This is a genomic window from Afipia sp. DC4300-2b1 (assembly GCF_049895725.1).
In the GTDB taxonomy this organism is placed as follows: Bacteria; Pseudomonadota; Alphaproteobacteria; order Rhizobiales; family Xanthobacteraceae; genus Afipia; species Afipia broomeae.
Genome location: NZ_JAFCSX010000002.1, coordinates 71,148 through 96,914, shown reverse-complemented (window position 1 = coordinate 96,914; position 25,767 = coordinate 71,148). Strand labels below are relative to the sequence as shown.

31 protein-coding genes are annotated in these 25,767 nt (G+C 62.9%); 11 read left to right on the top strand and 20 right to left on the bottom strand.

The window, feature by feature from the left end:
* Positions 1-86: 86 nt before the first annotated feature.
* Genes ACP7AL_RS07130 through ettA form a run of 3 tightly spaced genes read right to left on the bottom strand, consistent with a single transcriptional unit; the run spans position 87 to position 2,695 of the window.
* Positions 87-599: a MarR family transcriptional regulator gene (locus ACP7AL_RS07130; protein WP_425990180.1), complete on the bottom strand. Its 513-nt coding sequence runs from the start codon at positions 597-599 to the stop codon at positions 87-89.
* Positions 600-605: 6 nt separating this feature from the next.
* Entirely contained in the window at positions 606-1,049 is a 444-nt protein-coding gene (locus tag ACP7AL_RS07125; RefSeq protein WP_425990178.1) for a MarR family transcriptional regulator, read from the bottom strand.
* Positions 1,046-2,695 carry an energy-dependent translational throttle protein EttA gene (ettA, locus tag ACP7AL_RS07120; RefSeq protein ID WP_425990176.1) on the bottom strand — a complete coding sequence of 550 codons (1,650 nt, stop codon included), beginning with the start codon at positions 2,693-2,695 and terminating at the stop codon, positions 1,046-1,048. Before ettA ends, ACP7AL_RS07125 begins: the two co-directional genes overlap by 4 nt.
* A gap of 281 nt (positions 2,696-2,976) precedes the next feature.
* Between ettA and ACP7AL_RS07115 the strand changes: the two genes are divergently transcribed.
* Positions 2,977-3,186 carry a hypothetical protein gene (locus tag ACP7AL_RS07115; RefSeq protein ID WP_006021781.1) on the top strand — a complete coding sequence of 70 codons (210 nt, stop codon included), beginning with the start codon at positions 2,977-2,979 and terminating at the stop codon, positions 3,184-3,186.
* Positions 3,187-3,427: 241 nt separating this feature from the next.
* Complete coding sequence (locus ACP7AL_RS07110) at positions 3,428-4,384, top strand: D-2-hydroxyacid dehydrogenase family protein (RefSeq protein WP_425990174.1); 957 nt, start codon at positions 3,428-3,430, stop codon at positions 4,382-4,384.
* Between the two features lie 133 nt (positions 4,385-4,517).
* On the opposite strand, the gene ACP7AL_RS07105 is transcribed toward ACP7AL_RS07110, so the two are convergent.
* On the bottom strand, positions 4,518-4,997 hold the full coding sequence (locus ACP7AL_RS07105) for a VOC family protein (protein ID WP_425990172.1): 480 nt from the start codon (positions 4,995-4,997) through the stop codon (positions 4,518-4,520).
* A 157-nt stretch (positions 4,998-5,154) separates the two neighbouring features.
* Positions 5,155-6,411, bottom strand: a complete 1,257-nt coding sequence (locus ACP7AL_RS07100) for a L,D-transpeptidase family protein (RefSeq protein ID WP_425991640.1) — start codon at positions 6,409-6,411, stop codon at positions 5,155-5,157.
* A 344-nt stretch (positions 6,412-6,755) separates the two neighbouring features.
* Between ACP7AL_RS07100 and ACP7AL_RS07095 the strand changes: the two genes are divergently transcribed.
* A complete protein-coding gene (locus ACP7AL_RS07095) occupies positions 6,756-7,658 on the top strand; it encodes a hypothetical protein (protein WP_425990170.1) in 903 nt (300 codons plus the stop codon).
* 10 nt (positions 7,659-7,668) lie between these two features.
* Here ACP7AL_RS07095 and sseA read toward each other — a convergent pair whose 3' ends face one another.
* From sseA to ACP7AL_RS07080, 3 genes are all read right to left on the bottom strand, one after another.
* Positions 7,669-8,523, bottom strand: a complete 855-nt coding sequence (gene sseA, locus ACP7AL_RS07090) for a 3-mercaptopyruvate sulfurtransferase (RefSeq protein ID WP_425990168.1) — start codon at positions 8,521-8,523, stop codon at positions 7,669-7,671.
* A gap of 100 nt (positions 8,524-8,623) precedes the next feature.
* Positions 8,624-9,049, bottom strand: a complete 426-nt coding sequence (locus ACP7AL_RS07085) for a rhodanese-like domain-containing protein (protein ID WP_425990166.1) — start codon at positions 9,047-9,049, stop codon at positions 8,624-8,626.
* Between the two features lie 311 nt (positions 9,050-9,360).
* Positions 9,361-10,536, bottom strand: a complete 1,176-nt coding sequence (locus ACP7AL_RS07080; RefSeq protein WP_425990164.1) for a vWA domain-containing protein — start codon at positions 10,534-10,536, stop codon at positions 9,361-9,363.
* A 376-nt stretch (positions 10,537-10,912) separates the two neighbouring features.
* On the opposite strand from ACP7AL_RS07080, the gene ACP7AL_RS07075 reads away from it, so the two are divergent.
* From ACP7AL_RS07075 to ACP7AL_RS07065, 3 genes are all read left to right on the top strand, one after another.
* Positions 10,913-11,167: a GlsB/YeaQ/YmgE family stress response membrane protein gene (locus ACP7AL_RS07075; RefSeq protein WP_002712978.1), complete on the top strand. Its 255-nt coding sequence runs from the start codon at positions 10,913-10,915 to the stop codon at positions 11,165-11,167.
* Between the two features lie 104 nt (positions 11,168-11,271).
* On the top strand, positions 11,272-12,114 hold the full coding sequence (locus ACP7AL_RS07070) for an AAA family ATPase (RefSeq protein WP_006021791.1): 843 nt from the start codon (positions 11,272-11,274) through the stop codon (positions 12,112-12,114).
* 315 nt (positions 12,115-12,429) lie between these two features.
* On the top strand, positions 12,430-13,845 hold the full coding sequence (locus ACP7AL_RS07065; RefSeq protein WP_425990161.1) for an alpha/beta fold hydrolase: 1,416 nt from the start codon (positions 12,430-12,432) through the stop codon (positions 13,843-13,845).
* Positions 13,846-14,319: 474 nt separating this feature from the next.
* Here ACP7AL_RS07065 and ACP7AL_RS07060 read toward each other — a convergent pair whose 3' ends face one another.
* From ACP7AL_RS07060 to ACP7AL_RS07035, 6 genes are all read right to left on the bottom strand, one after another.
* Complete coding sequence (locus tag ACP7AL_RS07060) at positions 14,320-14,913, bottom strand: GNAT family N-acetyltransferase (RefSeq protein ID WP_425990159.1); 594 nt, start codon at positions 14,911-14,913, stop codon at positions 14,320-14,322.
* 10 nt (positions 14,914-14,923) lie between these two features.
* The gene (locus ACP7AL_RS07055; RefSeq protein ID WP_425990157.1) at positions 14,924-15,856 is read right to left on the bottom strand and encodes an SMP-30/gluconolactonase/LRE family protein; all 933 of its coding nucleotides are present in this window, start codon (positions 15,854-15,856) and stop codon (positions 14,924-14,926) included.
* 85 nt (positions 15,857-15,941) lie between these two features.
* On the bottom strand, positions 15,942-16,124 hold the full coding sequence (locus ACP7AL_RS07050) for a hypothetical protein (protein ID WP_006021797.1): 183 nt from the start codon (positions 16,122-16,124) through the stop codon (positions 15,942-15,944).
* Positions 16,125-16,332: 208 nt separating this feature from the next.
* Positions 16,333-17,301, bottom strand: coding sequence for an ornithine cyclodeaminase family protein (locus ACP7AL_RS07045; protein ID WP_425990155.1), 969 nt, complete (start codon positions 17,299-17,301; stop codon positions 16,333-16,335).
* 107 nt (positions 17,302-17,408) lie between these two features.
* Positions 17,409-17,777 carry a GIY-YIG nuclease family protein gene (locus tag ACP7AL_RS07040; protein ID WP_425990153.1) on the bottom strand — a complete coding sequence of 123 codons (369 nt, stop codon included), beginning with the start codon at positions 17,775-17,777 and terminating at the stop codon, positions 17,409-17,411.
* A 163-nt stretch (positions 17,778-17,940) separates the two neighbouring features.
* Positions 17,941-18,294 carry a hypothetical protein gene (locus ACP7AL_RS07035; protein ID WP_006021800.1) on the bottom strand — a complete coding sequence of 118 codons (354 nt, stop codon included), beginning with the start codon at positions 18,292-18,294 and terminating at the stop codon, positions 17,941-17,943.
* Positions 18,295-18,595: 301 nt separating this feature from the next.
* Between ACP7AL_RS07035 and ACP7AL_RS07030 the strand changes: the two genes are divergently transcribed.
* The 4 genes from ACP7AL_RS07030 to ACP7AL_RS07015 all read left to right on the top strand — a co-directional run bounded on the left by ACP7AL_RS07030 (position 18,596) and on the right by ACP7AL_RS07015 (position 20,804).
* Positions 18,596-19,531, top strand: coding sequence for a dihydrodipicolinate synthase family protein (locus tag ACP7AL_RS07030; protein WP_425990151.1), 936 nt, complete (start codon positions 18,596-18,598; stop codon positions 19,529-19,531).
* 97 nt (positions 19,532-19,628) lie between these two features.
* Positions 19,629-19,883, top strand: coding sequence for a DUF2188 domain-containing protein (locus ACP7AL_RS07025; RefSeq protein WP_006021802.1), 255 nt, complete (start codon positions 19,629-19,631; stop codon positions 19,881-19,883).
* Positions 19,884-19,947: 64 nt separating this feature from the next.
* Complete coding sequence (locus ACP7AL_RS07020; RefSeq protein ID WP_425990149.1) at positions 19,948-20,082, top strand: hypothetical protein; 135 nt, start codon at positions 19,948-19,950, stop codon at positions 20,080-20,082.
* Between the two features lie 80 nt (positions 20,083-20,162).
* Positions 20,163-20,804, top strand: a complete 642-nt coding sequence (locus tag ACP7AL_RS07015; RefSeq protein ID WP_425990147.1) for a tetratricopeptide repeat protein — start codon at positions 20,163-20,165, stop codon at positions 20,802-20,804.
* 35 nt (positions 20,805-20,839) lie between these two features.
* Here the strand turns inward: ACP7AL_RS07015 and ACP7AL_RS07010 are convergent, their stop codons facing one another.
* The 3 genes from ACP7AL_RS07010 to ACP7AL_RS07000 form a co-directional block, all read right to left on the bottom strand.
* Positions 20,840-21,079, bottom strand: coding sequence for a DUF3297 family protein (locus tag ACP7AL_RS07010; RefSeq protein WP_006021805.1), 240 nt, complete (start codon positions 21,077-21,079; stop codon positions 20,840-20,842).
* 46 nt (positions 21,080-21,125) lie between these two features.
* Positions 21,126-21,617, bottom strand: coding sequence for a glutathione peroxidase (locus ACP7AL_RS07005; RefSeq protein ID WP_425990146.1), 492 nt, complete (start codon positions 21,615-21,617; stop codon positions 21,126-21,128).
* A gap of 79 nt (positions 21,618-21,696) precedes the next feature.
* Entirely contained in the window at positions 21,697-21,939 is a 243-nt protein-coding gene (locus tag ACP7AL_RS07000) for a hypothetical protein (protein WP_006021807.1), read from the bottom strand.
* A gap of 247 nt (positions 21,940-22,186) precedes the next feature.
* On the opposite strand from ACP7AL_RS07000, the gene ACP7AL_RS06995 reads away from it, so the two are divergent.
* Complete coding sequence (locus tag ACP7AL_RS06995) at positions 22,187-22,846, top strand: hypothetical protein (protein ID WP_425990144.1); 660 nt, start codon at positions 22,187-22,189, stop codon at positions 22,844-22,846.
* Positions 22,847-23,029: 183 nt separating this feature from the next.
* Here the strand turns inward: ACP7AL_RS06995 and ACP7AL_RS06990 are convergent, their stop codons facing one another.
* From ACP7AL_RS06990 to ACP7AL_RS06980, 3 genes are all read right to left on the bottom strand, one after another.
* The gene (locus ACP7AL_RS06990; RefSeq protein ID WP_006021809.1) at positions 23,030-23,803 is read right to left on the bottom strand and encodes a fumarylacetoacetate hydrolase family protein; all 774 of its coding nucleotides are present in this window, start codon (positions 23,801-23,803) and stop codon (positions 23,030-23,032) included.
* 157 nt (positions 23,804-23,960) lie between these two features.
* Positions 23,961-24,935 carry a 2-dehydropantoate 2-reductase gene (locus ACP7AL_RS06985; protein ID WP_425990141.1) on the bottom strand — a complete coding sequence of 325 codons (975 nt, stop codon included), beginning with the start codon at positions 24,933-24,935 and terminating at the stop codon, positions 23,961-23,963.
* Between the two features lie 92 nt (positions 24,936-25,027).
* Complete coding sequence (locus ACP7AL_RS06980) at positions 25,028-25,471, bottom strand: CBS domain-containing protein (protein ID WP_006021811.1); 444 nt, start codon at positions 25,469-25,471, stop codon at positions 25,028-25,030.
* Between the last annotated feature and the right edge of the window lie 296 nt (positions 25,472-25,767).

Here is a 25,767-nt window from a genome sequence, read left to right as displayed (position 1 = left end):
CTCCACGCTTTCGGATGACCTTTCTACGTCACCCGGCAAGCGATGGCCAGATTACCCGAGCGTGACGTCTGCCCTTCGGCGCCGGCTCATGCAAGATCGCTGGCGGCTTCGTTGCGCCCCACCCAGACAAAACCGTTTTCGCGCATGAGACGGATTCTCGCCTGGAGATATCCGTGGCCGATGGTCTCCAGCCGCCGCGTCGGCAGCAGAAAGATACGACGGCGGTCGTCGGGATCGGTCTGACGCACGATCATGCCGCTTTCCTCCATGTCATCGAGATGTCGCGAGACTGTCGCTTCGGTCACGAAGATCTCGAAATAGGTCGCAAGCTCCTTGTGCGTGATCGGACGCTCGGCCAGCCAGCGATGCGCCACGATGCTGAACATCATGTCGGCCTCGAACACGCTGCGCCATGGCCGGTTCAGCACGCCGGCTGCGATCACCGTGCGCCGAAAGTCCGCACGCCACTGAACGTAAGCGACATCGATGGCCAGTGCGGCGCGCTCCTGCGCATCGATCGTGCATTCGCTGAGATTGAATGTAACTGCTGGACTCGCGCCGATTTCCTCGGACGTCACCTTGTTGTCGTCATCCCCCACGAAATTTTACTCCGCGCTTTTTCCGCGATTCCAGACGAAGCCATTTTCCTGCATGATTCGCAGCCGCGCACGCTGGAATTCGTGGCCCAGACCCTCGAGCCGCCGCGTCGGGATCAGGAACATCCGGCGGCGGTCGCTCGCATCGAGGCGGCGCTCGACGAGTCCGCCCTGCTCCATATCGTCGATGTGACGCGAAACGGTCGCCTCCGTTGCGATCATGCCGAAATAGGTCGCAAGCTCCTTGAGCGTGACGGGCCGCCCGAGCAGCGCATGATGCGCGACGATGCTGAAGATCATGTCCGCTTCGAACACGCTGCGCAGCGGACGGTCGAGCACGCCGTCCTTGAAAAGCTTCTGCCGGAATTCAGACCGCCACTGGACCCAGGCGACATCCATCGCGAGGAGCGCACGCTCCTGCGCGTCGAGATCGCTGTCCAGCGGAGCATTCACCGCGTCAGTTTCTTGTATTTCACGCGATGCGGGATCACCGAATCCTGGCCGAGACGGCGCATCTTGTCTGTCTCGTAGTCCTGGAAGTTGCCTTCGAACCATTCGACATGGCTGTCGCCCTCGAAGGCGAGGATATGCGTCGCGATGCGGTCGAGGAACCAGCGATCGTGGCTGATGATCACGGCGCAGCCGGCGAAATCCTCCAGCGCCTCTTCGAGCGCGCGCAGCGTGTCGACATCGAGGTCGTTGGTCGGCTCGTCCAGCAGCAGGACGTTGGCGCCCGACTTCAGCATCTTGGCGAGATGGACGCGGTTGCGTTCACCGCCCGACAGCGCGCCAACCTTCTTCTGCTGGTCCGCACCCTTGAAGTTGAACGCCGAGCAATAGCCGCGCGAGTTCACTTCCTTCTTGCCCAGCAGGATAAGATCGTTGCCGCCGGAGATTTCCTCCCACACGGTCTTCTTGCCGTCGAGCGCATCGCGCGACTGATCGACGTAGCCGAGATGCACCGTCTCACCGACGGTGATGGTGCCGGCATCCGGCTTTTCCTGTCCGGTGATCATCTTGAACAGCGTGGTCTTGCCCGCGCCGTTGGCGCCGATCACGCCGACGATGCCGCCCGGCGGCAGCTTGAAGGTGAGATTGTCGATCAGAAGGCGATCGTTGAAGCCCTTGCTGAGCCCCTCGAAGTCCACCACGTTGTTGCCGAGACGCTCGGCCACCGGAATGATGATCTGCGCGGTCTGGGTCTGCTTCTCGCTGGCCTGCTTTAGCAGGTCCTCATAGCGCTGATAACGCGCCTTGGATTTGGCCTGACGTGCCTTCGGCGAGGACGCGATCCACTCCTGCTCGCGGGCGAGCGTCTTCTGGTGCGCGGCGTCCTCGCGGCCTTCCTGCTCCAGGCGCTTCTGCTTCTGCACCAGCCACTGCGAATAGTTGCCCTCGTAGGGAATGCCCTTGCCGCGGTCGAGTTCGAGAATCCAGCCCGTGACGTTGTCGAGGAAGTAGCGGTCGTGGGTCACGATCAGGATCGCGCCGGGATAGTTGCGCAGATGGCCTTCCAGCCACGACACGGATTCCGCGTCGAGATGGTTGGTCGGTTCGTCAAGCAGCAGCAGATCCGGCTGGTCGAGCAGCAGGCGGCACAGCGCGACGCGGCGGCGCTCACCGCCCGAGAGCTTGGTGACGTCGGCATCGTCCGGCGGACAGCGCAGCGCGTCCATCGCCTGATCGACCTTGCTGTCGAGATCCCACAGGCCCGCGGCCTCGATCTCGTCCTGCAATTTGGTCATCTCGTCGGCGGTCTCGTCCGAGTAGTTCATCGCCAGTTCGTTGTAGCGATCGAGGATCGCCTTCTGCTTGGCGACGCCTTCCATGACGTTCTCGCGCACGGTCTTGGTGGCGTCGAGCTGCGGCTCCTGTTCGAGGTAGCCGACCCGCGCGCCCTCGGCGACCCAGGCTTCGCCGTTATAGTCCTTGTCGATGCCGGCCATGATCCGCAGCAGCGTCGACTTGCCCGAGCCGTTGACGCCGAGCACGCCGATCTTGGCGTCGGGATAGAACGACAGATGCACGTTATCGAGCACCTTGCGGGTCGGATAGGCCTTGGTCAGACCCTGCATGAAGTAGACGAACTGGCGAGCCATCGTGATCCTTTGACGGTTCCGGAAAACCTTCGTTGTGCGGGGAAATTTGCTGCCGTTGATGTAGCGGCGGGAACCGCAAAGGGCAACCGGCACGCCCTCCAAAGGTAGGGTTTTGGAAAGGCTGCCGAGAGAATTTTCCAGCGATCTGAGGCCATTGCCGCGGCGAAAACGGCTTTTTAATCGAATCCGCGCAATCTGCCGGTTCGAACCGCGGACAGGCGCGCCGCGACCAATAAGCAAGCGTCACACGAATCAAGAATACAGATCGTCGAGCAGAAGCCATGACGACGCACAGCACATCGATCACACCCGGCATCGCGGACCTGTCCGCACCCCGCACGGCCTCCTCTTCCAAGGGATTGCTGGCCGAGATCGCCGAATTCTGGCGCACCTTCATCCGGGCGGCCTTCGACCCCTATCACCCGGAACGGCACTATATGCGCGGCCCCGGCCCCGCCTGCGCGCGGAAACTCGGCAAGACCGCGAAGTAAAAATTTCCAAGACAATCGGTCGTCATCCTGAGGTGCGAGCACTTGCGAGCCTCGAAGGATGACGACTGCGCGCCGCTTACGACATGCGTCACCTCTCCCCGCTTGCAGGGAGAGGTCGGATCGTGAAACGATCCGGGTAAGGGGCAAGCCGCGCGTGCGCCCCTCACCCAACCCTCTCCCCGTAAACGGGGAGAGGGAGTGCATCGCGATTTCTTGCGGACATAACAAAGAGAGCAAACAAATGCCCCTGCGCTGCGCCATTCTCGACGACTACCAGAACGTCGCGCTCAAGTTCGCGGACTGGTCATCGCTCAAGGACCGGATCGACATCACCGTGTTCGACAAGCCGTTTGCCTCACAGGACGAAGCCGTGCGCGCGTTGCAGGATTTCGAGATCGTCTGCGCCATGCGCGAGCGCACGCCGTTTCCGCGCGAGGTGCTGACCGCGCTGCCGAAGCTGAAACTGCTGCTGACATCGGGCATGCGCAACGCCTCGTTCGATCTTGAGGCCGCGAAAGAGCGCGGCGTCACGGTGTGCGGCACCGGCGGCGTCGGCAACGCCACTGCAAGCCTTGCCATTGGCCTGATGCTGGAACTGACGCGCAAGATCGGCTTTGAGAACGCGCGCATGCATGATGGCGAACTCTGGCAGACCACCATGGGGCAGGATGTGGAGGGCATGACGCTCGGCGTCGTCGGTCTCGGCAAGCTCGGCACGAAGGTCGCGGCGATTGCCAAGGCGCTCGGCATGAACGTGATCGCCTGGAGCCAGAACCTGACGCCGGAGGCCTGCGCCGCGGCGGGCGTGAGCTACGCGACCAAGGACGAACTGTTCGCCACCGCCGACATCGTGACCATCCACACCATCCTGAGCAAGCGCACGCGCGGGCTGATCACGCGCGACGATCTCGCACAGATGAAGCCGACAAGTTATCTGGTCAACACCGCGCGGGGACCGATCGTGGATGAAGCCGCGTTGCTGGATACGCTTCAGCGCAGGAAGATTGCAGGCGCGGGGCTGGATACGTTCTCGCAGGAACCGCTGCCGCTCGATCATCTGCTGCGCAAACTCGACAATGTCGTGCTGACACCGCATCTCGGCTACGTCACCGAGAACAACTACCGGCGCTACTACGGCGACATGGTCGAGGACATCGCCGCGTGGCTCAGCGGCGCGCCGGTGCGGGTGATGACGTAGTGTTCACCTCTCCCCGTTTACGGGGAGAGGTCGGATCGTGAAACGATCCGGGTGAGGTGCGGAAGCATCCGTGATGTGGGCAGCTTGCCCCTCACCCCAACCCTCTCCTCGCAATGACGAATGGACAAAGCCTTCACCCGCGTATCGCGGCCTCGATTGTCGCTACGTCGATCTTCTTCATGGTCATCATCGCTTCGAACGCGCGTCTGGCTTCCTCGCCGCCCTTGGCCATCGCGTCCGTCAGGACACGCGGCGTGATCTGCCACGAGATGCCCCATTTGTCCTTGCACCAGCCGCAGGCGCTTTCCTGGCCGCCGTTGCCGACGATGGCGTTCCAGTATTTGTCAGTCTCCGCCTGATCGTCGGTTGCGATGCAGATCGAGAACGCTTCGTTGTGTTTGAAGATCGGCCCGCCGTTCAGGCCGATATAGGGAATGCCCGCCACGGTGAAATCCACCGTGATGGTGTCGCCCTTCTTGCCGGACGGATAGTCGCTCGGCGCCTTGTGCACGGCGTTGACCTTGCTGTCCGGAAATACGCTCGCGTAAAACGTCGCGGCCTCTTCCGCGTCCTTGTCGTACCAGACGCAGATCGTGCTCTTGTTCTTGGCCATGCGGGTTCCTTCCTCGGTCGTTGTCACTCCATCAAGACCGCAAATTTGCAAAGGTTGCATGTGATGCGCAAACAAAAAGCCCAGCGCGAAGGCCGGGCTTGTTGACACTCGTCATTCCGGGACGCGCACGCTTTGCGCGGACCCGGAATGACCATAACTACCGGATGGTGACCGGCGCAGGCATCGGCGGCACGACCGTCGGCCCCTGATTGGGCACGCCCATCGACGCGGTCGGACGCGGTGCAGGAGCACCGTTCGCCATCGGCGCGGGCGCAGGTCCGCCCTGATACGGCTGCGCGGACGCCGTCACCGGCTGCGACAGTGCGGGCGGCTTGCCGCCCGGCAGCACCACAACGCGGGTGCCGACCTTGGTGCGCTCGAACAGGTCGGTGACGTCCTCGTTCAGCATGCCGATGCAGCCGCTTGATACGAACTGGCCGATGGTCGACGGCTGATTGGTGCCGTGGATGCGGTACACGGTCGAGCCGAGATACATCGCACGCGCGCCGAGCGGATTGCCATCACCGCCGGCCATGAAGCGCGGCAGGTAAGGCTGGCGCTCGATCATTTCCGTCGGCGGATGCCAGTCCGGCCACTCCGCCTTGCGGGTGATCTTCTGCACGCCGGTCCAGGTGAAGCCGTCGCGGCCGACGCGCACGCCGTAGCGGATCGCGCGGCCATTGCCGAGAATGTAGTAGAGGTGCGTATTCGGCGTATCGACGATGATGGTGCCGGCCGGCTCCTTGGTCGGATAATTGACCTCGGTGCGCCGCAGGTTCGGCGGCAATTCCTTGCGCGGGCCGGTTTCCGGCTGCTCTTCCGGCGGCAACGCCGACATCACGGAGCGGCCGTTGGCGCCCTGCGCCGTGCCGGGCGCCTGCAGATCGAGCGCGCCCGTCGGCGCGCCGTCCACTGTCCCAGGCGGACGCGGACGGTCGGTAAAATCGGCGCCCTGCGGCGGACCGCGGTCGCTGTAGATCGGCGCGGGGCCGCGATCTGAATAGGCAGGTGCCGGTGCAGGACCGCGATCCGAATAGGCTGGCGGCGGCGAATAGGCCGTGGGCCGGCCATAACGCGGATCGTCCGGCGACATCACCGGGCCGCGCGGGTCGAGGCCCGGCTGCTGGTAGCTCTGCTGCTGCGGAGCGGACTGCTGGTAATTCGGCTGCTGCTGATAGCCCGGAGGCGACAGCGCGGTGCCGCGGTCGTCGCCGTCGAGGCGGTCGAAGTCCGGCACGCCGCGATCGTCCCGCGCATCATAGGGCGCAGGCTGGATCGGCTGCGAATAGCCCGGAGGCGGCGGATAGGACTGCGCCAGTGCGACAGATGCACCCGAGAGGCCGGCCACTGCGGAAACCGCAAAAGCCGTCGTGAGAGACCTGGCAGAAAAACCCTTGGAAAGCCGATTGAACATCATGCCCCTTATATAGCGCGAACCCGCCACCGTATCGTTAACGGCAGTTCGCGCAGGATAGCGGCGCATTCAAGACATTCGTTGGAAAAAAGCGCCCGGAATGGCTGACTTTTTCGCGAGATTGCAGCCGTGCAACAGGTTCCCGACAATGTGACGCAGTCCCCAGCGCCGGCCGAACTTTTTTCGGGCAAATCCATGGCGTGCGGTATCCTTCTCGAGGGGCTTGATTCGTGGCCTTTTGCCTACCCGTCAGCCTCCAGATTTGCGTTTTCCAGCGTTCCCATGCGTTCAGTTTTGGCTCGAAGACCTTCGCGCCTCCGCCGCCGAAGGCAGGACACCTCACCATGCTCCCCGGACTCCGACTCCTGTTCGCGACCACGGTGCTGGCGATCTCGATTTTGATCTTCGGCCTCGGCGCGGCCGCGCTGCTGCGCGCGGCGCATGAGGAATTCGCGAGCCTCCCGTCGTGGCGGCTGGCGCAGCAGCCGATGCTGGCGCCGCAGTTCGAGATGAGCGGACCGACGCTGGCGATGCTGCGGGTCGAGGCGCTGAACGCGAAGCCGGCTCCGGAGAGAACAATCCGCCAGCAGGCCATCATCCGCGACATTCCGCGCAACCTGCCGGACGCGAAGCCGGCCGAGATCGCGAAACCGGATACCGGCGACGCGGCCAGGAGCGCCGAGCAAACTCCGGCCGAACCTACTCCGCCAGCAGAGACCGCCGCCGCCCTGAATGCACAGCCCAGCGCCGAGGCTCCTGCGGCGGAGACATCGGCTGCGGACGTCAAATCCACCGATGTTCAGACGTCCGAAGCCGGCGCCCCCGAGACGAAGGTTCAGGACGAGAAGCCTCAGCAGGCGAAGCCGGTTGAAGCAAGGCCCGCCGACGTGAAGGCCTCCGAGTTCAGGATCTCCGAAGCGAAAGCTGTCGATGCGATGTCCGAAACTCGCCTGGCTGAACCGAAGCGAGTGGACACGAAATCACCCGAAGCGAAGCCAACCGAGGCCAAGCCCTCGGAAACCGAAGCCTCCGAACCGCGATCGACGGAGACGGTTGCGTCTCTGGAACGATCGACGGAAGCAACGGCCTCCGCGACGATCCCCTGGCCTGCGGCGAAGAAAGTCCGCCGCGTCAATCCGCTCGCCGTCGCACAGCGGCGTCAGGTCGCTCGCGCCCGCGCGGAGGAACGCGCACGGGCTGAACAATTGCGGCAGCAGCAAAAAGCATTTCCGCTGTTCGGCGGTTGAGACGGCCCGGCTATGCCGGCCCGGTCGCGACCGGCGGTCCGCCCTGCTCGCCCCACTCCGCCCATGAGCCGTCATAGAGCGCGGTGTCGGCAATCCCGAGCCGGTACAGCGCCAGCGTCAGCACGCCGGCCGACACCCCCGAGCCGCAGCTCGTGACGATCGGCCTGTCGAGATCGACCCCCGCGCCGGTGAACGCCGCGCGGAGTTCCCCGAGCGGCTTCATCGCGCCGGTATTGGCATCGAACAGCCCCGCATAGGGCACGCTTCGCGCACCGGGAATATGTCCGCCGCGAAGACCCGGACGCGGCTCCGGCACGCTGCCCTCGAAGCGAGCGCTCGGCCGCGCGTCGATCACCTGCTCGGCCCTGCTCTCAAGATTTCCAATCAGTTGCTGCATGCTGCGGACGCGTTTTGTATCGAACGTCGCCTTGAACGCCGCGGGTTTTGGCTTCACCTCGCCGCCTTCGACCGCGCGGCCTTCCGCCAGCCACTTCTTCAACCCGCCATCGAGCACGCGCACATTCTGGTGGCCGAACGACAGGAACATCCACCACCCGCGTGGCGCAGCGACCCACCCTCCGGCATCGTACAGCACCACGGTGTCATCGTTGCTGATGCCGAGCGCGCCGACATCGCGTCCAAACTGTTCGGCGCTGGGAAACATATGCGGCAGCGCGCTTGCGTGATCCGACACCGCGTCGACATCGAAGAACACCGCGCCCGGAATGTGCTGCGCGAGATAGTCGTCCTTCGGCAGCGGCAGCACGCCGGGCAGCTTGAACGTCGCGTCGAGAATTTTCACGCGCGGATCGTTCAGGTGCGCGGCCAGCCATTCGGTGGAAACGAGAGGATCGGTTGTGGGCATGGGCATTCTTCCTCAATCGTCATTGCCGGGCTTGACCCGGCAATCCATCTTTCAAGATGGACACGCGGGTCAAGCCCGCGTGTGACGGTTCATGATTGAACTAAGTCTTCTTCGGCTCGACCTTCTCGATCGGCCCGCCGGCGGCCTTCCATGCGGTAAAGCCGCCGCCGAGATGCGCCACCGGAGAGAGGCCCATGTCCTGCGCGGTCTTGGCGGCGAGCGCCGAGCGCCAGCCCGAGGCGCACTGGAACACGAACTTCTTGTCTTCCTGAAACACCGGCTTGGCATAGGGACTGTCCGGATCGATCCAGAATTCCAGCATGCCGCGCGGACAATGGAATGCGCCGGGGATGCGGCCCTCGCGCTCGATCTCGCGCGGATCGCGCAGATCGACGATCACGACTTCATCCTGTCCCACGCCGCCCTGCGGAAAACGTTCGACGGCTTCCGCCGCATTGATGGTCTCGATCTGGGCGTTGGCCTCGTCGAGCAGTTTCTTGTAGCCGCGGGTGATGGTGGAGGGCATTTGGGGGCAGCTCTTTCGTTTCTTGTCATGGCCGGACTCGTTCCAGCTATCCACGTCTTGCCCGCCACCTTAAAGGCGTGGATGCCCGGAACAAGCCCGGGCATGAAGGAGAATACAACATCTCACAACGGGTCGTCCCCGCGAAGGCGGGGACCCATACTCACTGTCATAGCTTTAGGAGCCGAAGAGCTGGAACGCCGAGAGCACGATAACGATGGCTTAGGGGTTATGGGTCACCGCCTTCGCGGGGACGACAACATGAAAAATCACGCGATGCCCTTCTCCCCGCAAGCGCAGGGCGAGGGAGAAAACTACCGCGTCAATTCCTTCATCGCGCCCTCCAGGCCTTCCAGCGTCAGCGGGAACATGCGCTCGGAAAACAGCTTGCGGATGATGGTGGTGGATTCCGAATAATCCCAGTGCTTGCGCGCGACCGGATTGAGCCAGACCGTGTGCGGATAGGTGCGCGTCACGCGCTCCAGCCAAGCCGAGCCCGGCTCCTCGTTGACGTGCTCGACAGACCCGCCCGGCACCACGATCTCGTAGGGCGACATCGAGGCGTCACCGACGAACACGACCTTATAGTCGTGCGGGTACTTGTGCAGGATGTCCCAGGTCGGCGTGCGGTCGGTGAAGCGGCGCTTGTTGCTCTTCCACACGCCTTCATAGAGGCAGTTGTGGAAGTAGAAGTACTCCATGTGCTTGAACTCGGCCTTCGCCGCCGAGAACAGTTCCTCGACCTGCGCGATGTGGCCGTCCATCGATCCGCCGATGTCGAAGAAGATCAGGACCTTCACGGCATTGCGCCGCTCGGGGCGCATGTGCACGTCGAGATAGCCGTGATTGGCGGTTTCCTTGATGGTGGTGTCGAGATCGAGTTCGTCAGGCGCACCGGTGCGCGCGAACTTGCGCAGGCGGCGCAGCGCCACCTTGATGTTGCGGATGCCGAGTTCGACGTTGCCGTCGAGATCCTTGAACTCGCGCTTGTCCCAGACCTTCACCGCCGAGAAGTTGCGGTTCTTCTCCTGGCCGATGCGCACGCCTTCGGGATTGTAACCGTTCGCGCCGAACGGCGAGGTGCCGCCGGTGCCAATCCACTTGCTGCCGCCCTCGTGACGCTTCTTCTGTTCTTCGAGACGCTTCTTGAGAGTCTCCATGAGCTTGTCCCAGCCCATGGCCTCGATCTGCTTCTTCTCTTCCTCGGTGAGATATTTCTCGGCGGCCTTGCGCAGCCACTCGGCGGGAATCTCCGCCTTCTCCATCGCGTCGAGCAGGCTTTCGAGGCCCTTGAAGGTGGTGCCGAACACGCGGTCGAACTTGTCGAGATTGCGCTCGTCCTTCACCAGTGCCGCGCGCGACAGATAATAGAAATGTTCCACGCTCTGATCCGCGAGATTGGCGTCGAGCGCCTCCATCAGCGTCAGATATTCACGCAGCGTAACCGGAACCTGCGCGTCGCGCAGCGATGTGAAGAATTGCAGGAACATGGGACCTAGATCGCCTCCGAAGCCGCTTCCGTCAAGTGCATGAACTCCCTCTCCCCTCGGGGGAGAGGGTCGGGGTGAGGGGTTCGATGCTCAATATCTTGAAATCGAACCCCCTCACCCGGCGCGCTTCGCGCACCGACCTCTCCCCAATGGGGAGAGGTGAAGCTACAACATCCGATTATACGGGTCTGCTCGAAATCAGCAGACCTGAGCCCTGCAAGGCAGGTTTGCGTTCAAAAACAGCACTGGCGCCCGCTGGCGTGCCGTGCCATTTCATTTAAACTGTTGTTTGACGCCACCCGGACCGCTCCAGCCGGACGGTTCGCGGCGTTGACCGGGACGCAGATAACTGCGTTTTAAACAGGGGGTTTGGCTGATGGGCATTGAATCCATTATCGTCTGGCTGATCGTCGGCGCGATCGCGGGCTGGCTGGCTGGGCTGATCGTCAAGGGCGGCGGCTTCGGATTGCTCGGCAATATCGTGATAGGCATCGTCGGCGCTGTCGTTGCCGGCTGGCTGCTGCCGCAACTCGGCATCAATCTCGGCACGGGCATCATCCGCGCCATCATCAACGCCGCGATCGGCGGCATCATCGTGCTGGTCATCCTGTCGTTGATCCGGCGGGCGTGACGACCTAATCGATCCTCGGAAGCGGCCGTTTCAAAAACGGTCGCTTCTTGTTTGAACTCTTTCGTGTTCCGCGTGGCGAACAGGACTTAACAAGGCAACCTTCGATGAAATTTACCGGCACCAAGAATTACGTCGCCACCGATGATCTCAAGGTCGCGGTCAACGCCGCGATCGTGCTCGAACGTCCCCTGCTCGTGAAGGGCGAACCCGGCACCGGCAAGACCGTGCTGGCGGAAGAAGTCGCCAAGGCCCTCGATGCGCCGCTGCTGACCTGGCACATCAAGTCCACCACCAAGGCGCAGCAGGGCCTCTACGAGTACGACGCCGTCTCGCGCCTGCGCGACAGCCAGCTCGGCGATCCGCGCGTGTCCGACATTTCCAATTACATCAAGCGCGGCAAGCTGTGGGACGCGTTCACCAGCGAGAAGCGCCCGGTGCTCCTGATCGACGAAATCGACAAGGCCGACATCGAATTCCCGAACGACCTGCTGCTCGAACTCGACCGCATGGAATTCCATGTCTACGAGACGGGCGAGACGATCAAGGCGAAGCAGCGCCCGATCATCATGATCACCTCGAACAACGAGAAGGAACTGCCGGACGCGTTCCTGCGCCGCTGCTTCTTCCACTACATCAAGTTCCCCGACATCGACACCATGAGCGAGATCGTCGAGGTCCACTTCCCGGACATCAAGAAGCGTCTGGTACAGGAAGCGATGAAGATATTCTTCGAGGTGCGCGAAGTGCCGGGCCTCAAGAAGAAGCCTTCGACCTCGGAACTGCTCGACTGGCTCAAGCTGCTGCTCAACGAAGAGATGACCGTGGAGCAGCTCCGCGAACGCGATCCGCGCAAGCTGATCCCGCCGCTGCACGGCGCCCTGCTCAAGAACGAGCAGGACGTCCACCTGTTCGAGCGCCTCGCGTTCCTCAGCCGCCGGGAAGTCTGAGCGCGGTCTCTGTTTGCTGAATGGCGTGCGTTCTCGAACGACGCACCATTCCTCAACTGGTCGTCCCCGCGAAAGCGGGGACCCAGACACCCCAGCCCATCGTTCTGGCTTGGCGCTGAAAAAGCGGCGCAGGCATCTCGCTTTAACGTGAATTCGGTGATTATGGGTCCCCGCTTTCGCGGGGACGACGCGGAATGCTGAGCGCGCCCGCGCGGGAACAAGGCCCTTGCCACCGGGTCAGAATGAAGCGCGACGCCATGCTGGCCACTGCCGCCCCGCCCGCATAGACTGGCCGCCTCGGATGCGAGGTGCCGCGTGACCAAGAAGCACGTCGATCGCCGCCTGACAGCCATTCTCGCCGCGGACGTCGCCGGCTACAGCCGGTTGATGGGCGCCGACGAGGAAGGCACCCACGCACAGTTGAAGGCGCACCGCCACGACCTGATCGACCGGCGGATCAGGAAACATCGCGGCCGCATCATCAACACCGCCGGCGACGGATTGCTGGCGGAGTTCGCCAGTGCGGTTGAAGCCGTGCGCTGCGCGGTCGAAATCCAGCGCGCGATGATTACACGGAACGCGAAGGTGCCCGAGGAGAGCCGGCTCGAATTCCGCATCGGCATCAACATCGGCGATGTGATCGAGGACGGCGGCGAAATCTTCGGCGATGGCGTCAACGTCGCGGCGCGGCTGGAGAGTATCGCGCCGAGGGGCGGCATCTGTATTTCCCGGCAGGTGCTCGATCAGATCGAAGGCAAGCTCAAGCTTCAGTTCCGCGAAATGGGCCGTCAGAACCTGAAGAACATCGCACGGCCGATCGAGGTCTTTGCGATCGACCTCCATGACGGCTCATCCAAGGCGGCGCGCATTCTGACCGGCGCGAATCTTCAACAGGAGATCCGCTACTGCAAGGCGGCCGACGGCGTCCGGCTGGCTTTCGCGAAGGTCGGCAACGGCCCGCCGTTGCTGCGCACGGCACACTGGCTGGGGCATCTCGAATACGACTGGGAACTGCCGATCTTCCGCGGTCTCCTGCTCGAACTGGCTTCCAGCTTTTCGCTGGTCCGCTTCGACGCGCGGGGCAACGGGCTGTCGGATTGGGACGTCGGCAACATCTCGCTGGATCACTGGGTGAGCGACATGGAGAGTGTTGCCGACGCGGCGGGACTGGACCGGTTTCCGATTCTTGGGTTGTCTCAAGGATGCGCGGTGGCGATCGCATTCGCGATCCGGCATCCGGAACGGGTTTCGCATCTGATCCTCTATGGAGGCTTTGCCGCCGGCGTCTACAAGAGCCCGAACGTGACGCCCGCCGCACGCGAGCAGTTCGACGCGATGAAAACGCTGATGAAGCTCGGCTGGGGCGCGAACGAGCCGACCTTCCGGCAACTCTTCACCGCGTCGATGATCCCCGCTGCGACGAAGGAACAGATGGACGCCTTCAACGAAGCCCAGCGTGTCAGCGCGTCGGCTGAATGCGCCGTCAGATATCTGGAAACGGTGATCAACTTCGACGTCCGCGATCTGCTGCCGCAAATCAAGGTGCCCACCCTCGTCATGCATGTCCGCGATGACCGAAGGGTACCGATTGCGTCAGGCCGGGAGCTTGCAGCAGGTATCCCCGGCGCACGCCTCGTCACGCTGCCGGGCAAAAATCATATCCCGCTCGAACAGGATTCGGGCTTGCCGATCTTTCTCGACGAGATCCGCCGATTCCTCGACGTCACCTGAATTTATCGGTTCGCTTGCGCTGCGCGCTGACGCGTAATGCTTCCGCGCGGCGGGCCCATCACACCCTGCGGCGGGCCTTGGCTCGGCGCATGATGACCATCTGGGATCGCACACCGTAGCCGATGCCGAAACCGGCCACGAACACCAGAACAAGAACGAATACAGCCTCGGACATGATTGCCTCATGGCGAGGGCCGCCGATCGCAGTATACCGGCCGACGGCCCCGTCTTGTCGTTAACGGACATGGGCAATTGTCCGCAATCAGACGTTAGTCCGGCGGTTTGCGCGCGCAACGAAACCTGCGTTTAAACCTTAATGCCCGCCGCGAAAGTTAAATCCGGAACCGGAGGCAAGGAACGTCATCCTGAGGTGCGCGCTCTTGCGCGCCTCGTGGCAACACCCGCCAGAAATGTCATCCTTCGAGGCTCCCCGCGAAGAGCGGCTCGCACCTCAGGATGACACGGCGCGCCCGACTACCGCGTCCTCTCATGCAACTGATAGGTCAGGTGCGCTTTCACCGTCGGCCATTCCGAGGCGGTGATGCTGTACACGACGGTGTCGCGCAGGGTGCCGTTCGGCGCGATCTGGTGACTGCGCAGCACGCCGTCGAGCTTGGCGCCGAGCCGCTCGATGCCGCGCCGCGACTGATGATTGAAGAAATGCGTGCGGAATTCCACCGCGATGCAGTTCAGGGTCTCGAAGGCATGGGTGAGCAGCAGCAGCTTGCACTGGGTGTTGAGCGGAGTGCGCTGCACCCGCTTTGCATACCATGTCGAGCCGATCTCGACCCGCCGGTTGGCGGCATCGACATTCATGTAGCTCGTCATGCCGGCGACCTTGCCATCGGCATCCTTCACCGTGAACGGCAGCATCGATCCCGCCGCCTGCAAACCGAGACGACGCTCGATCTCGGATTGCATCGCCTCCGGCGACGGGATGGAGGTGTACCAGAGCTTCCACAACTCGCCGTCGCGCACGGCCTCCGTGAGTTCGGCGGCGTGATCCCGTGACAGCGGCTCAAGCCGCGCATGTGATCCTTCGAGAACTATCGGCTCAAGCCATGCCATGGGATGCGCCTTACTTACTCAGAAAATTCAGCGGCAGGCCGCCGCGCGGCCAGTCCATCGCCACCAGCTCGCCCTTGCCGGACAGCGTGATGTAGGCGGTCTTCAGTTCCGGCCCGCCGAACGCGATGTTGGTGGTGACGTTGTCGCCGGTCGGCACCTGCTCCACCAGCTTGCCATCCGGCGCGATCACCGAGATACAGCCCGAGATCAGCGTCGCGACACAGACGTTGCCGGACGCTTCCACGGCCAGCGAATCGTACATCTGATAGCCGCCGAGACCGGAAATCGGCCTGCCCATTTCGCCGCGATAGATCGGTTCAACCGGCGCGATCTGTCCCGGCACACCGATGGCGAACGCCCATAGCCGCGCCGTCGGCGTCTCGGCGACATAGACGGTCTTCTCGTCCGGCGAGAGGCCGATGCCGTTGGCGGGCAGCATGTGCGGCACAGCCTCGACGAGTTCTGTGCCGCCCTTCTTCATGTAGTAGACGGCGCCGACGTCGAGATCGTGCGCGCGGCGCTTGCCGAGATCGGTGAACCAGAGCCCGCCCTCCCTGTCGAACACGAGGTCGTTCGGCCCCTTGAGCTGCCGTTCGCCGCAATGGGTGAACAGCGTCTCGACCTTGCCGTTTGAGAGATCGACACGCTGCAACGAGCCACCGATATATTCCGACGGACGCGGCGCGCCCGGCATGATGTTGCCGCCCGGACCCGGCGCCCAGGAGAAGCCGCCGTTATTGCAGATGTACATCTTGCCGTCCGGTCCCAGCGCCGCGCCGTTCGGCCCGCCAGGAATTTTCGCAATGATCTCCTTGCGTCCGTCGGGATAAACCCGCGTCAGGGTCTGGCGGCGGATTTCCACCAGCACCACCGAGCCATCGGGCATCACCACCGGCCCTTCTGGAAACTCGAGACCGGTTGCGATGACGCGGATGTTGGACATGAAGACCTCCCGGACAGTGTTTTTGATTTTTGCACGCAAAACCTATCGCGCGGATTCAGCGATGACCAGTGCGGGAACGGCAGATCTATCGTGTGAAAAGCCACCAGAGCGGCGCCATCAGAAGAATCAGCGCCAGCGCCATGAGTCCAAGCCGCCCGAGTTTATGAAGCGGCGGCGAGCTGGAAAAATCGCGGGTTGGCTTGCCGTCCAGCCATCGCCTGAACCGTCCCAGAAGCGGGCCGTAATCACCACCGAACCAGTCCAGCATGCGGGCCTCACCATTTGACGAAGCAAAATCTATCCGCTCGTGTCCGTTGTGACCAGCGCGAGGACGCAGGGCCGGCTTATCAAACCCCGTCGTCATTCCGGGGCGCGAGCGCTTGCGAGCGAACCCGGAATCCAGCAGTCGCTCAATAAAAGCTGGATTCCGGATCAACGCGCAAAAGCGCGTTGTCCGGAATGACGTGCCAGACGTATCAGCCCTTCGCCGAAAAATCCCTCCACACCAGCCCTGCCGCCGCAATGTCCGACAGCGCGTTGCCCACCGCCTTGAACACGGTGATCTCGCTATCGCTGGTCCTGCCCTTGCGTTCGCCCTTGCACAGCTCATTGAGTGAACCGCGAATATCATCTGGCGCAATCACCCCGTCGCGGATCGGGTCGAGCAGCTCGCCGCTTTCCTTCAGCGCATCGTAAGTATCGAGCCAGATGCGCCCGCGCCGGAACACCTCGTCGTCGGCCTCGCGCATGAACGGCGTGAAGCTGCCGACCAGATCCAGATGCACGCCGGGCTTCAGCCATTCACCCTTGATGATCGGCTTGTGCGCAAGCGTCGCGCAGCTCACGATATCCGCCTCGCCCACCGCGCGCTCCAGATCGGTCGCGACATGGGCGTCGATGCCTCTGGCGCGGAGATCGAACACCAGCCGCGCTGCGCCCGCCTCGTTGATATTCCACACCGCGACAGTCTCGATCGGCCGCACCGCGCGAAACGCATCCGCTGTGAGGCTCGCGATCCGGCCCGAGCCGCAGACCAGCAGCCTGCGCGCGTCCTTGCGGGCGAGAAAGTCCGCGCCGAGCGCGCCGATGCCCGCGGTGCGCCGCGAGGTGATCTCGTTGCCGTCGATCAGCGCGATATGCTGCCCGGTCTCGCCGTCGCAGAGCAGATAACTCGAAAACAGTCCCGGCAGGGCACGCTTGCCGTTTTCCGGAAAGATCGTGACGATCTTGATGCCGATGAAGGCGCGCTGCCATGCCGGCATGATGAGAATGGTCGCGGTCGAGCCGTCCGGCTGCGGCATGAAATGATGGTGCCGCAGCGGCACGTCCGCGCCGACAGTGAAGGCTTCGCGTAATGCGGCAATCAGCCGGTCGAACGGCAGGCTGGCGCGGGTGTGCGCGGCGTCGATCACGATCGGGGATGGGGATGGGGTCGCCGGGGTCATTTACAGTTTCCGAGAATCTCGCGGACGCGCTCCCTCTCCCCGCCTGCGGGGAGAGGGTTGGGGTGAGGGGCATATTGCAAATAATCACGATTTCGCGAAAGCGCCCCTCACCCGGATTGCTTCGCAATCCGACCTCTCCCCGTAAGAACGGGGCGAGGTGAGGACGCGCTCTGCCCCGCCCTCACCGCGTCCATCAGCTTTTTCCGGAAGGCCCGGTCGCGCTTGAGATGCCATTCGCGGCTCATGGCTTCGTTGCGCGTCTGGAACGGTTCGGTGTGCAGCAACGTCCAGGCCCGCCCGCGTGTCGAGCGCGCCCCGGTGCCATTGTTGTGCTTCGCAAGCCGCTGCGTCACGTCATTGGTCCAGCCGACATAGGAGATGTAACGGCCCTTGTGAAAGCAGCCGAGCACATAGACGAAGGCGACGGGTTTTTTCCGCGTGGGACGCTTCGATTTTGATGAAGAAGCAGAACTCATGGCATGAACCCACCACACGTCGTCCCCGCGAAGGCGGGGACCCATACTCCCTGACATCGAGTTTGCACTGGATGGGCGAAAAATTTCTCCCGAACGTTCCGCCCGGTGGTTATGGGTCCCCGCTTTCGCGGGGACGACATTGAATATCCAGCGGCGGCCCGTGTCACTTCGCGGCGGGCGCCTTTGGCGCTTCCTTCGGCGCGTCCTTGGCTGCGCCGTTCGCCGGCTTGCCCAGCGCCTGCACCTGACCTTGCAACTGAGCCACAGTGTTCTGCAGCCCGATCACGGTCGCCTTCAGCGCATCGATCTGCCGGTTGGCGGCGTCGATCTTCTGCTGGCTCTCCAATGAAGCCTTGGTCAGCGACGCCTTGAGGAAATTCACATTGCTCTGGAGACAGCCGGTGCGGCGCTCCATGGTTTTCTCGGCGGTGCATATCTCGATGCCCGGCACGTCCTGCGCCATCGCTCCGTGCGGCATCAGCGTCAGCAGCGCAGCGGCAATCAGCAATCTCGTCATGTCCGACCTCATCATTGGCTCAAGGCATCGTGCACGTTTCCGCACGTTCGGCGCAAACTGTCTCATAACGTGACGGGGTAACCAGCGAAGATGTTGCGCGATCTTAAGGTTTGGAACGCGGGTGGAACGAAACGCGCCCGAATCAGCGATTCATACCATGCTAGCCAGATGGCTGACCGACATCTTGTGTCGCATGCACGCAGCACGTCCACATCATGCTGTGCGAGGGTTGCGAAGTTCAATCGAAACGTTGAAAACAGGCGTCAATCGTTAACGCGCCCCAAAGAGAGCGAAGCCCGCAATGACCGACCAGCGAACAGACCTGCCAAAGGACTTGCCAAAAGACCTGCCAAAAGACTTGCCAAAAGACTTGCACGGTGTGTTTCCCTACCTCGTCTCGCCGACCGCAACCGACGGCAGCATCAAGACCGATGTTCTGGGCAGGCTCTGCGACGACATGATCAAGGCCGGCGTCCACGGGCTGACGCCGCTCGGCTCGACCGGCGAGTTCGCCTATCTCGGCCGCGAGCAGCGCACCACCGTAGTGAAGGCAACGGTGGAGGCCACAGCCAAGCGTGTGCCGGTGATCGCGGGCGTGGCATCGACATCGACGGCAGACGCCGTCGCGCAGGCTAGGGCCTATCAGGCGCTCGGTGTGGACGGCATTCTCGCCATTCTGGAAGCGTACTTCCCGGTGAAGGACGCGCAGGTCGAGGCCTATTTCCGCGCCATCGCGGACGCCGTCGATATTCCGGTGGTGATCTACACCAATCCGAATTTCCAGCGCTCCGATCTCACCCTCGACGTGATCGCGCGCCTCGCCGAGCATCCGCGCATCCAGTACATCAAGGATGCCTCGAACAACACCGGGCGCCTGCTCTCCATCATCAACCGCTGCGGCGACAGGATGCGCGTCTTCGCGGCATCGGCGCACATTCCCGCCGCCGTGATGCTGATCGGCGGCGTCGGCTGGATGGCGGGACCGGCCTGCATCGTACCGCGCGAAAGCGTGAAGCTCTACGATCTGTGCAAGGCGGGGCGCTGGAACGAAGCGATCACGCTTCAGCGCAAACTGTGGCGGGTCAACGAGGTGTTCGCGCGGTTCAATCTCGCCGCCTGCATCAAGGCCGGGCTGGAGATGCAGGGCTATGCCGTGGGCGATCCGATTGCGCCGCAAACCCCGCTCACGCCTGAGGAACGCAGGATCGTCGAGGATGTCCTGGGCGGGCTGGGTTAGCCGTCCGGCTGGAACCTGCAGCAATCAGGACGTTGAAATCGGCGGCGGCAGGGATCAAGTTAAGGGTCCAGTCCCGCCGCAAACTTGAGGTGCCAGCATGGTCAAGGTGGTCTACGAGATAGTCGAGCACGACGGCGGCTGGGCGTACAAGTTCAACAACGTGTTTTCGGAGACCTTTCCGACCCACGAGGCGGCGCGCGCGGCCGCCACCCGCGCCGCGGCGGAACAGCGGGTGCCCGGCCGGACCGAGGTCATCCAGTTCGAGGACGGCCAGGGCAACTGGCGCGAGGAAACCGTCCGGGGCACCGACCGGCCAGTGACCGAAGTCGTGGACAACAAAAAGGCCCGGTAACCGTCCGGTCCTTTTTGCCGCACCCCGGTTTCCATCTCCGCGCAAACTGGTCTAGAAGACCGGCATGAGAGCGGGCAGAGCACTTCAGAACTGGCTGGATTCGCATGGACTGGGAGCGATCATCGCTGCCGTCCTCGGCGTCATCGTGGTGCTCGCGCTCATCCTCGTCGTCGGCGGATACTATATCGTCCAACCATGAGTTCCGGCCTGCCGCGGTTCTCGGCAGCACCGGCGGCACCGGCCGACATCAACTCCACATCAATTTCAGCGAGATCGACAGTGGCCGCCTCGACCGACATCCTGTTCAGTGAAGCGATCTCGCTCCTTCAGGCCGGGCGCACGCGCGAGGCCGAGAAAACCCTTCGCAAGCTGGTGCGCAGGACGTCAGATCATCCGCTGGCGCTCAGTGTGCTCGGCGCCATTCTTGTCGGCACCGGAAAATACGACGAAGCCGAGCGGTTTCTGCGGTCCGCCGTGAAGCTCAATCCGGGCGCTCACGTCGCGCTGTACAATCACGGGCTTGCGCTCAAGGCGCTGGGCCGCCCGGACGAAGCGCTGACACAGTTCACGCAGGCGCTTGCGATCACTCCCGACGACGCCGAAACCCTGAGCAATCGCGGCACGGTCTACAACGATCTGAAAAACTTTGAGGCTGCGCTGGCCGATTTCGACAGGGCGACCGCGCTCCAGCCGAACTATGCGCTGGCCCATCACAACAGGGGCAACGCGCTGTCCGGCCTCGCCCGGTATGAAGACGCGCTGGCGGCGTATCAGCGCGCGGTGGCGCTGATGCCCGGCCTGATCGACAGTTGGGCGGCCATCGGCCTCAGCCTGCAGAAGCTTGAGCGGCACGACGAATCCGCGGCGGCCTTTGAGACGGCGCGGCAGCGCGCCGAAGCGGCCAACGCGCGCCGCCATTAGCCGCCGCCCGCAAAGGGGCAGCGGCAGAATCGAACTTACTGCTCGTCGCGGAAATACGGCTCGACCGGGCCGGTCAGCTTGATGGTCAGCGGATTGCCGTAGCGGTCCTTGGACGAGCCTGCGGTCACGCGCACCCATCCCTCGCTGACGCAGTACTCCTCCACGTTGTTCTTTTCGACGCCCTTGAAGCGGATGCCGACATCGCGCGAGAGAACCTCGGCGTTGTAGTACGGGCTGCGGGGGTCGGTGGAGAGGCGGTCGGGCAATTCGCTCATCGTCATATCCTGCTTCTTGTTATTCTGAAGTTACAGCGGTCTTAAATCACAGCGTCCCGGATGACAGGAGCTTTTCGATGTCGCGGGTCAGCGCTCTGGGCGAGGTGGTCGAGCCGTACCGCGCGACGACTTTGCCGGCGCGGTCGACGAGGAATTTCGTGAAATTCCATTTGATCGAGGCGCCGAGCAGCCCCGGCTTCTCGCGCTTGAGGTGATCGAACAGAGGCAGCGCCTTGTCGCCGTTGACATCGATCTTGGCGAACATCGGAAACGTCACGTCGTATTTCTGCGAGCAGAACGCCGCGATCTCCTGCGCGCTGCCCGGCTCCTGCCCGCCGAACTGGTTGCACGGAAAACCCAGCACCGAAAAGCCGCGCGGGCCGAGCGCGCGTTGCAACTCCTCGAGCTGCGCGTATTGGGGCGTGAACCCGCACGCGCTCGCGGTGTTGACGATCAGCAGCACCTGCCCCTCATAGGTCCTGAGCGGACGCTCTTCGCCGTCCAGCGTCGCAGCCGAGAAATCGTAGACCGTCGTCAATGGCGCTCTCCCGTCATGCCGCCTGCTGTGGGAGCATGAGCTGATCCGAAAACGGGTTCCCGCTTCAGGATCATGCTCCTCAGGTGCGAAATCCGCCCTTTTGCTGATTGGCGAGCCAGTCGGACAGCTTCGCCGGGGCTTCCTTCTTGGCGGGCTTCGCCGCTGCCGCCCGTTTCGCCTTGGGCGGGGGCGCCGATGCCGCTTCCGCAGCCTCCTTGGCGAGCCGCAGCGCGCGCAGTTTTTCCATATTGGCGCGCACCGCGCGGCCTTCTGCGTCGTACTGCGCCATTGCGCTGCCGGCGTCCTGTTTTTTGTCGCTCATTGATGTTCTCCGGGACGAGGTGACGATCCCGAAACGGGGGAACCTGTCGCTGCTGCGCTCCCTTTAACCGATCCGGGCTGCCCTGTCTTGCGCTGCGAAAGTGGCCCCAATGGGCTAATTTACCCGATATTGGCAAGGAGGCGCCGAGGCCTGCTAGAGTCGGAGCCTCGGAAAGCCACAATTGTTCAACATTTTGCGGCAGACTTGACGGCTTTCCGCGACCGGAAACCCGCGATCGAGAAACCCATTGGCGATCAGGACAACATATCTCGTGCTGATAGGCGGCGCAGGCACCCTTGCCGCCGTGGGTGGATGGCTGCTCGGCGACCAGTTGTTCTTCCAGCGCGCCTCGGCGTCGCTGACGCCGGACGAGCCCGTGTTCGAGGCTCGGTATCCGGTCTCCAACGCGATGACGAAGCAGGACCGCGTGATCGCCTCGCCTGCCCCTGCCGAGAGCACGGACGCCGGTTTGCCGAATGATATGTATGAGACCGCACGCGCCTGGCTCAACGCGCCGGTGACGCTGCCGCGCCGGCAGGCCGCGAAATCCGAAAAGCCGTCGCGGCTGTTTCTGAACGACACCCAGATCGCCGGCATCAAGAAGCGGCTCAACCTTACGCCGGCGCAGCAAAAATACTGGCAGCCGGTGGAAAGCGCGATGCGCGAGGTCACATTGCAGATCGAGGACTATCAGAAGCGGCTGAAGAAGGATCGCGACGATTCGTTCGACACCGAAAGCGACGCCATCACCCGCCTGAAGACCGCGACGCGCGCATTCTATTCGCAACTGAACGGCACGCAGAAGAACGATCTCTCGCTGCTGGTGCGCATGGCGGGCCTTGGCCCGGCGTTCGCCGAACTCACCGGCACCAAGATGACGAAGAACGAACCTGAGAATTCACGGTGAGGCTTCTTCACCTCTCCCCGTTTACGGGGAGAGGTCGGAAGCAAAGCGCAGCGAAGCTTCCGGGTGAGGGGCTAACATCCATCAAACAAGAAAATTGCCCCTCACCCGCTCGCTTCGCTCGCGACCTCTCCCCGCAAGCGCGGGGCGAGGTGAAGAAAGACCCAAGGCCGGGATAACCAAACATCAGTTCCTGAATTCGTTGGTCAGTTCGCCGACGCCGTCGATGGCGACGGTAATGGAATTCACCGCCTCCTTCATCACGCCGACGCCGAGCGACGTGCCGCAGGCGATGATATCGCCGGGCAGCAGCGTCATGTCGTGCGAGATCTTGCTGACCAGCTCCTGCGCCGAGAAGATCATGTCCGAGATCTTGTAGGACTGCCGCTCAGCGCCGTTGAGAACGGTGCGGACCGTGAGCGACGCAGGGTCGATACCGGTCACGATGGCCGGGCCGAAGGGGCAGAAGTCGTCGAATCCCTTGGCGCGCGCCCATTGCTGAAAGGTCGGGTCCTTGTTGAGAATGTCCGCGGCGGTGATGTCGTTGACGCAGGTGTAGCCGAGAATGAAATCGTCGGCCTCTTCGACCGAAACCGCGCGGCAAACCTTCCCGATCACGATGGCGAGTTCGCCCTCATAGACCACCTTGCCGTCGTACCAGGCAGGCTTCTGCACCACCGCATTGGGTGAAGCCGCTGTGGTCGGCGCCTTCAAAAGATAGAGCGGCTCCGGCGGCTCGGGCTTTTCAAGCTTCGCCGCCAGCGCATGAAAATTGTTCCACAGCGCCACGATCTTCGACGGCGTGGTGGGCGCCAGCAGTTCGACATCGGCCAGCGCGAGCGTTTTGCCGTTCGCCTTCGGGCTGTCGAACATGTCGCCGTGATGCACGGTGATGTTCTGGCCCGACAGCGTGCCGAACCCGATCTGATCCTGATGGCGAAAGCGAACCCAACTCGTCACGGTAAAACCTCCAAACCTTCATCGTCGTCCCGGCGAAGGCCGGGACCCATAACCACCGGCTTCACGATAGAAAACGCATCGCGCATCACAGCTAACTTCAGGGAGTATGGGTCCCGGCCTTCGCCGGGACGACCACAGAGAGTTGGCTCTTACACGCTCAATAAAGTTCCGCGATCTTGGCGCGCTGTGCCACCAGCGCCAGCACGATATCGATCGACGGCGTCGGGATTTTCGACAGCGTGCCCATCTCCTGGACCACCGTGACCAGCGGATCGATTTCCATCGGCCGGCTGCGTTCGAGATCCTGCAGCATCGAGGTCTTGTGCGCGCCGACCTTGCGCGCGCCCTCGATCCGCCGCTCCACATCGACGCGGAATCGGATGCCGAATTTCTCGGCGATGGTCTGGGCTTCCACCATCATGGACTTCGCAACCGCCCGCGTGCCCGGATCGCTGCCGATCACATCGAGCGTGGCATGGGTCAGCGCGCTGATCGGGTTGAAGCAGACGTTGCCCCACAGCTTGAGCCAGATTTCGTCGCGGATGTTCTCAAGCACAGGCGCCTGGAGCCCGGCCCTGACGAACATCGCCGACAGCGCCTCGACATCGGCGCTCTTCTCGCCGGAGGGCTCCCCGAGCGGGAAGCGGTCGCCATAGACATGGCGGATGACGCCCGGCGCTTCGATCTCGGTCGCGGGATAGACCACGCAGCCAATGGCGCGCTCCGGTCCAAGTTCTTTCCACTGACGGCCGCCGGGATCGATGCTCTCCAGCGCCGAGCCTTCGCACTCGTTGCCATGCTTGTAGAAGTACCAGTACGGAATGCCGTTCACCGCGGTGACGATGCGGGTTTTCGGCCCGAGCAGCGGCTGCATCGCATCGATCACGCCGGTGATCGAATGGGCCTTGAGGCAGATGATGACGAAATCCTGCGGACCGAGCTCGGCTGGATTGTCGGTGCAGCGCGGATGAACCACCCGCTCCTCGTCGCCGATCAGAAGCCTCAACCCGTTGGCCTTCATCGCTGCGAGATGCGCGCCGCGCGCCACCAGGCTGACGTCAGCGCCCGCCCGCGCGAGCTGCACGCCGAGATAGCCTCCGATCGCGCCTGCGCCGTAAATACAGATCTTCATGGTGTTTCCCGAAATATCGCGAAGCGAAAAAAGATCAGAGCGCAATCACACCACCGGGGAGATCATGTGATCGCGCTCTGCAGGGAGAACCGTCAGGCAACAAACGCAGGTTGGGTCGCTTCGAGTTCGGGAATTGCAATAAGGCCATCCACAGCGTTGATGTCGCGGATGCTGATCACGCCGATCAGTGTGTGGTCGTCGATCACCGGCACATGCCGAATGTGATTGTCGATCATCAGTTCGCGCACGTGTTCGATCGAGTCGGTGGACTGGCACGACACCAGCTTCTGAACCGAGATCAGCGCGGAAACCTTCATGGCAAGGCCGGCCTGCCCGTGCTCGGAGACGGCGCGCACCACATCGCGTTCAGAGAACATGCCGACGGCAACATTGCCCTCGGTGCGGCAGACGTCCTTCACGACAAGCGCGCCGACATTGTCGTTGCGCAGCAGCCGCGCGGCAGTGGCGACAGTTTCGTTCATGCGGACGGTGGCGATACGGGTGCTCTTCCTGTTCAGGATGTCTCCGACTCTCATCACAACCTCCTCGCTGGTGGGGATGACCTTCCCCGTGGACGGTTCATGCTGGAGGACAGCCATGTCCTCTCTGATTGGCTGAGATTGGTATACATTATGCCAAGAGTCAATAGGAACGAATTCCTAATTGCTGTGGTATCCCACCGGCGGACCTGGCCGGTTTTCGCGGACGAAACGGCGGCCATCATGCCGTCACCACTCCGCCCTTTGCGGCGGAGTTCGTCACCACTTCGCCTTATGCAGCGATGCGCGCCGTGATCCGACGCCAAGACGTTGAAAGCGCACAGCAATCGTCT

Coding starts and splice junctions, on each gene's coding strand:
- ACP7AL_RS07110 (WP_425990174.1), top strand. CDS start 3,428: ATGCCCCTGCGCTGCGCCATTCTCGACGACTACCAGAACGTCGCGCTC.
- ACP7AL_RS07050 (WP_006021797.1), bottom strand. CDS start 16,124: ATGCTGGACTGGTTCGGTGGTGATTACGGCCCGCTTCTGGGACGGTTC.
- ACP7AL_RS07060 (WP_425990159.1), bottom strand. CDS start 14,913: ATGGCATGGCTTGAGCCGATAGTTCTCGAAGGATCACATGCGCGGCTT.
- ACP7AL_RS07010 (WP_006021805.1), bottom strand. CDS start 21,079: ATGAGCGAATTGCCCGACCGCCTCTCCACCGACCCCCGCAGCCCGTAC.
- ACP7AL_RS07020 (WP_425990149.1), top strand. CDS start 19,948: ATGAGAGCGGGCAGAGCACTTCAGAACTGGCTGGATTCGCATGGACTG.
- ACP7AL_RS07070 (WP_006021791.1), top strand. CDS start 11,272: ATGAAATTTACCGGCACCAAGAATTACGTCGCCACCGATGATCTCAAG.
- ACP7AL_RS07115 (WP_006021781.1), top strand. CDS start 2,977: ATGACGACGCACAGCACATCGATCACACCCGGCATCGCGGACCTGTCC.
- ACP7AL_RS07105 (WP_425990172.1), bottom strand. CDS start 4,997: ATGGCCAAGAACAAGAGCACGATCTGCGTCTGGTACGACAAGGACGCG.
- ACP7AL_RS07080 (WP_425990164.1), bottom strand. CDS start 10,536: ATGTTCCTGCAATTCTTCACATCGCTGCGCGACGCGCAGGTTCCGGTT.
- ACP7AL_RS07075 (WP_002712978.1), top strand. CDS start 10,913: ATGGGCATTGAATCCATTATCGTCTGGCTGATCGTCGGCGCGATCGCG.
- ACP7AL_RS07030 (WP_425990151.1), top strand. CDS start 18,596: ATGACCGACCAGCGAACAGACCTGCCAAAGGACTTGCCAAAAGACCTG.
- ACP7AL_RS06985 (WP_425990141.1), bottom strand. CDS start 24,935: ATGAAGATCTGTATTTACGGCGCAGGCGCGATCGGAGGCTATCTCGGC.
- ACP7AL_RS07095 (WP_425990170.1), top strand. CDS start 6,756: ATGCTCCCCGGACTCCGACTCCTGTTCGCGACCACGGTGCTGGCGATC.
- ACP7AL_RS07085 (WP_425990166.1), bottom strand. CDS start 9,049: ATGCCCTCCACCATCACCCGCGGCTACAAGAAACTGCTCGACGAGGCC.
- ACP7AL_RS07045 (WP_425990155.1), bottom strand. CDS start 17,301: ATGACCCCGGCGACCCCATCCCCATCCCCGATCGTGATCGACGCCGCG.
- ACP7AL_RS07040 (WP_425990153.1), bottom strand. CDS start 17,777: ATGAGTTCTGCTTCTTCATCAAAATCGAAGCGTCCCACGCGGAAAAAA.
- ACP7AL_RS07100 (WP_425991640.1), bottom strand. CDS start 6,411: ATGTTCAATCGGCTTTCCAAGGGTTTTTCTGCCAGGTCTCTCACGACG.
- ACP7AL_RS07025 (WP_006021802.1), top strand. CDS start 19,629: ATGGTCAAGGTGGTCTACGAGATAGTCGAGCACGACGGCGGCTGGGCG.
- sseA (WP_425990168.1), bottom strand. CDS start 8,523: ATGCCCACAACCGATCCTCTCGTTTCCACCGAATGGCTGGCCGCGCAC.
- ACP7AL_RS07055 (WP_425990157.1), bottom strand. CDS start 15,856: ATGTCCAACATCCGCGTCATCGCAACCGGTCTCGAGTTTCCAGAAGGG.
- ACP7AL_RS06980 (WP_006021811.1), bottom strand. CDS start 25,471: ATGAGAGTCGGAGACATCCTGAACAGGAAGAGCACCCGTATCGCCACC.
- ettA (WP_425990176.1), bottom strand. CDS start 2,695: ATGGCTCGCCAGTTCGTCTACTTCATGCAGGGTCTGACCAAGGCCTAT.
- ACP7AL_RS07035 (WP_006021800.1), bottom strand. CDS start 18,294: ATGACGAGATTGCTGATTGCCGCTGCGCTGCTGACGCTGATGCCGCAC.
- ACP7AL_RS07000 (WP_006021807.1), bottom strand. CDS start 21,939: ATGAGCGACAAAAAACAGGACGCCGGCAGCGCAATGGCGCAGTACGAC.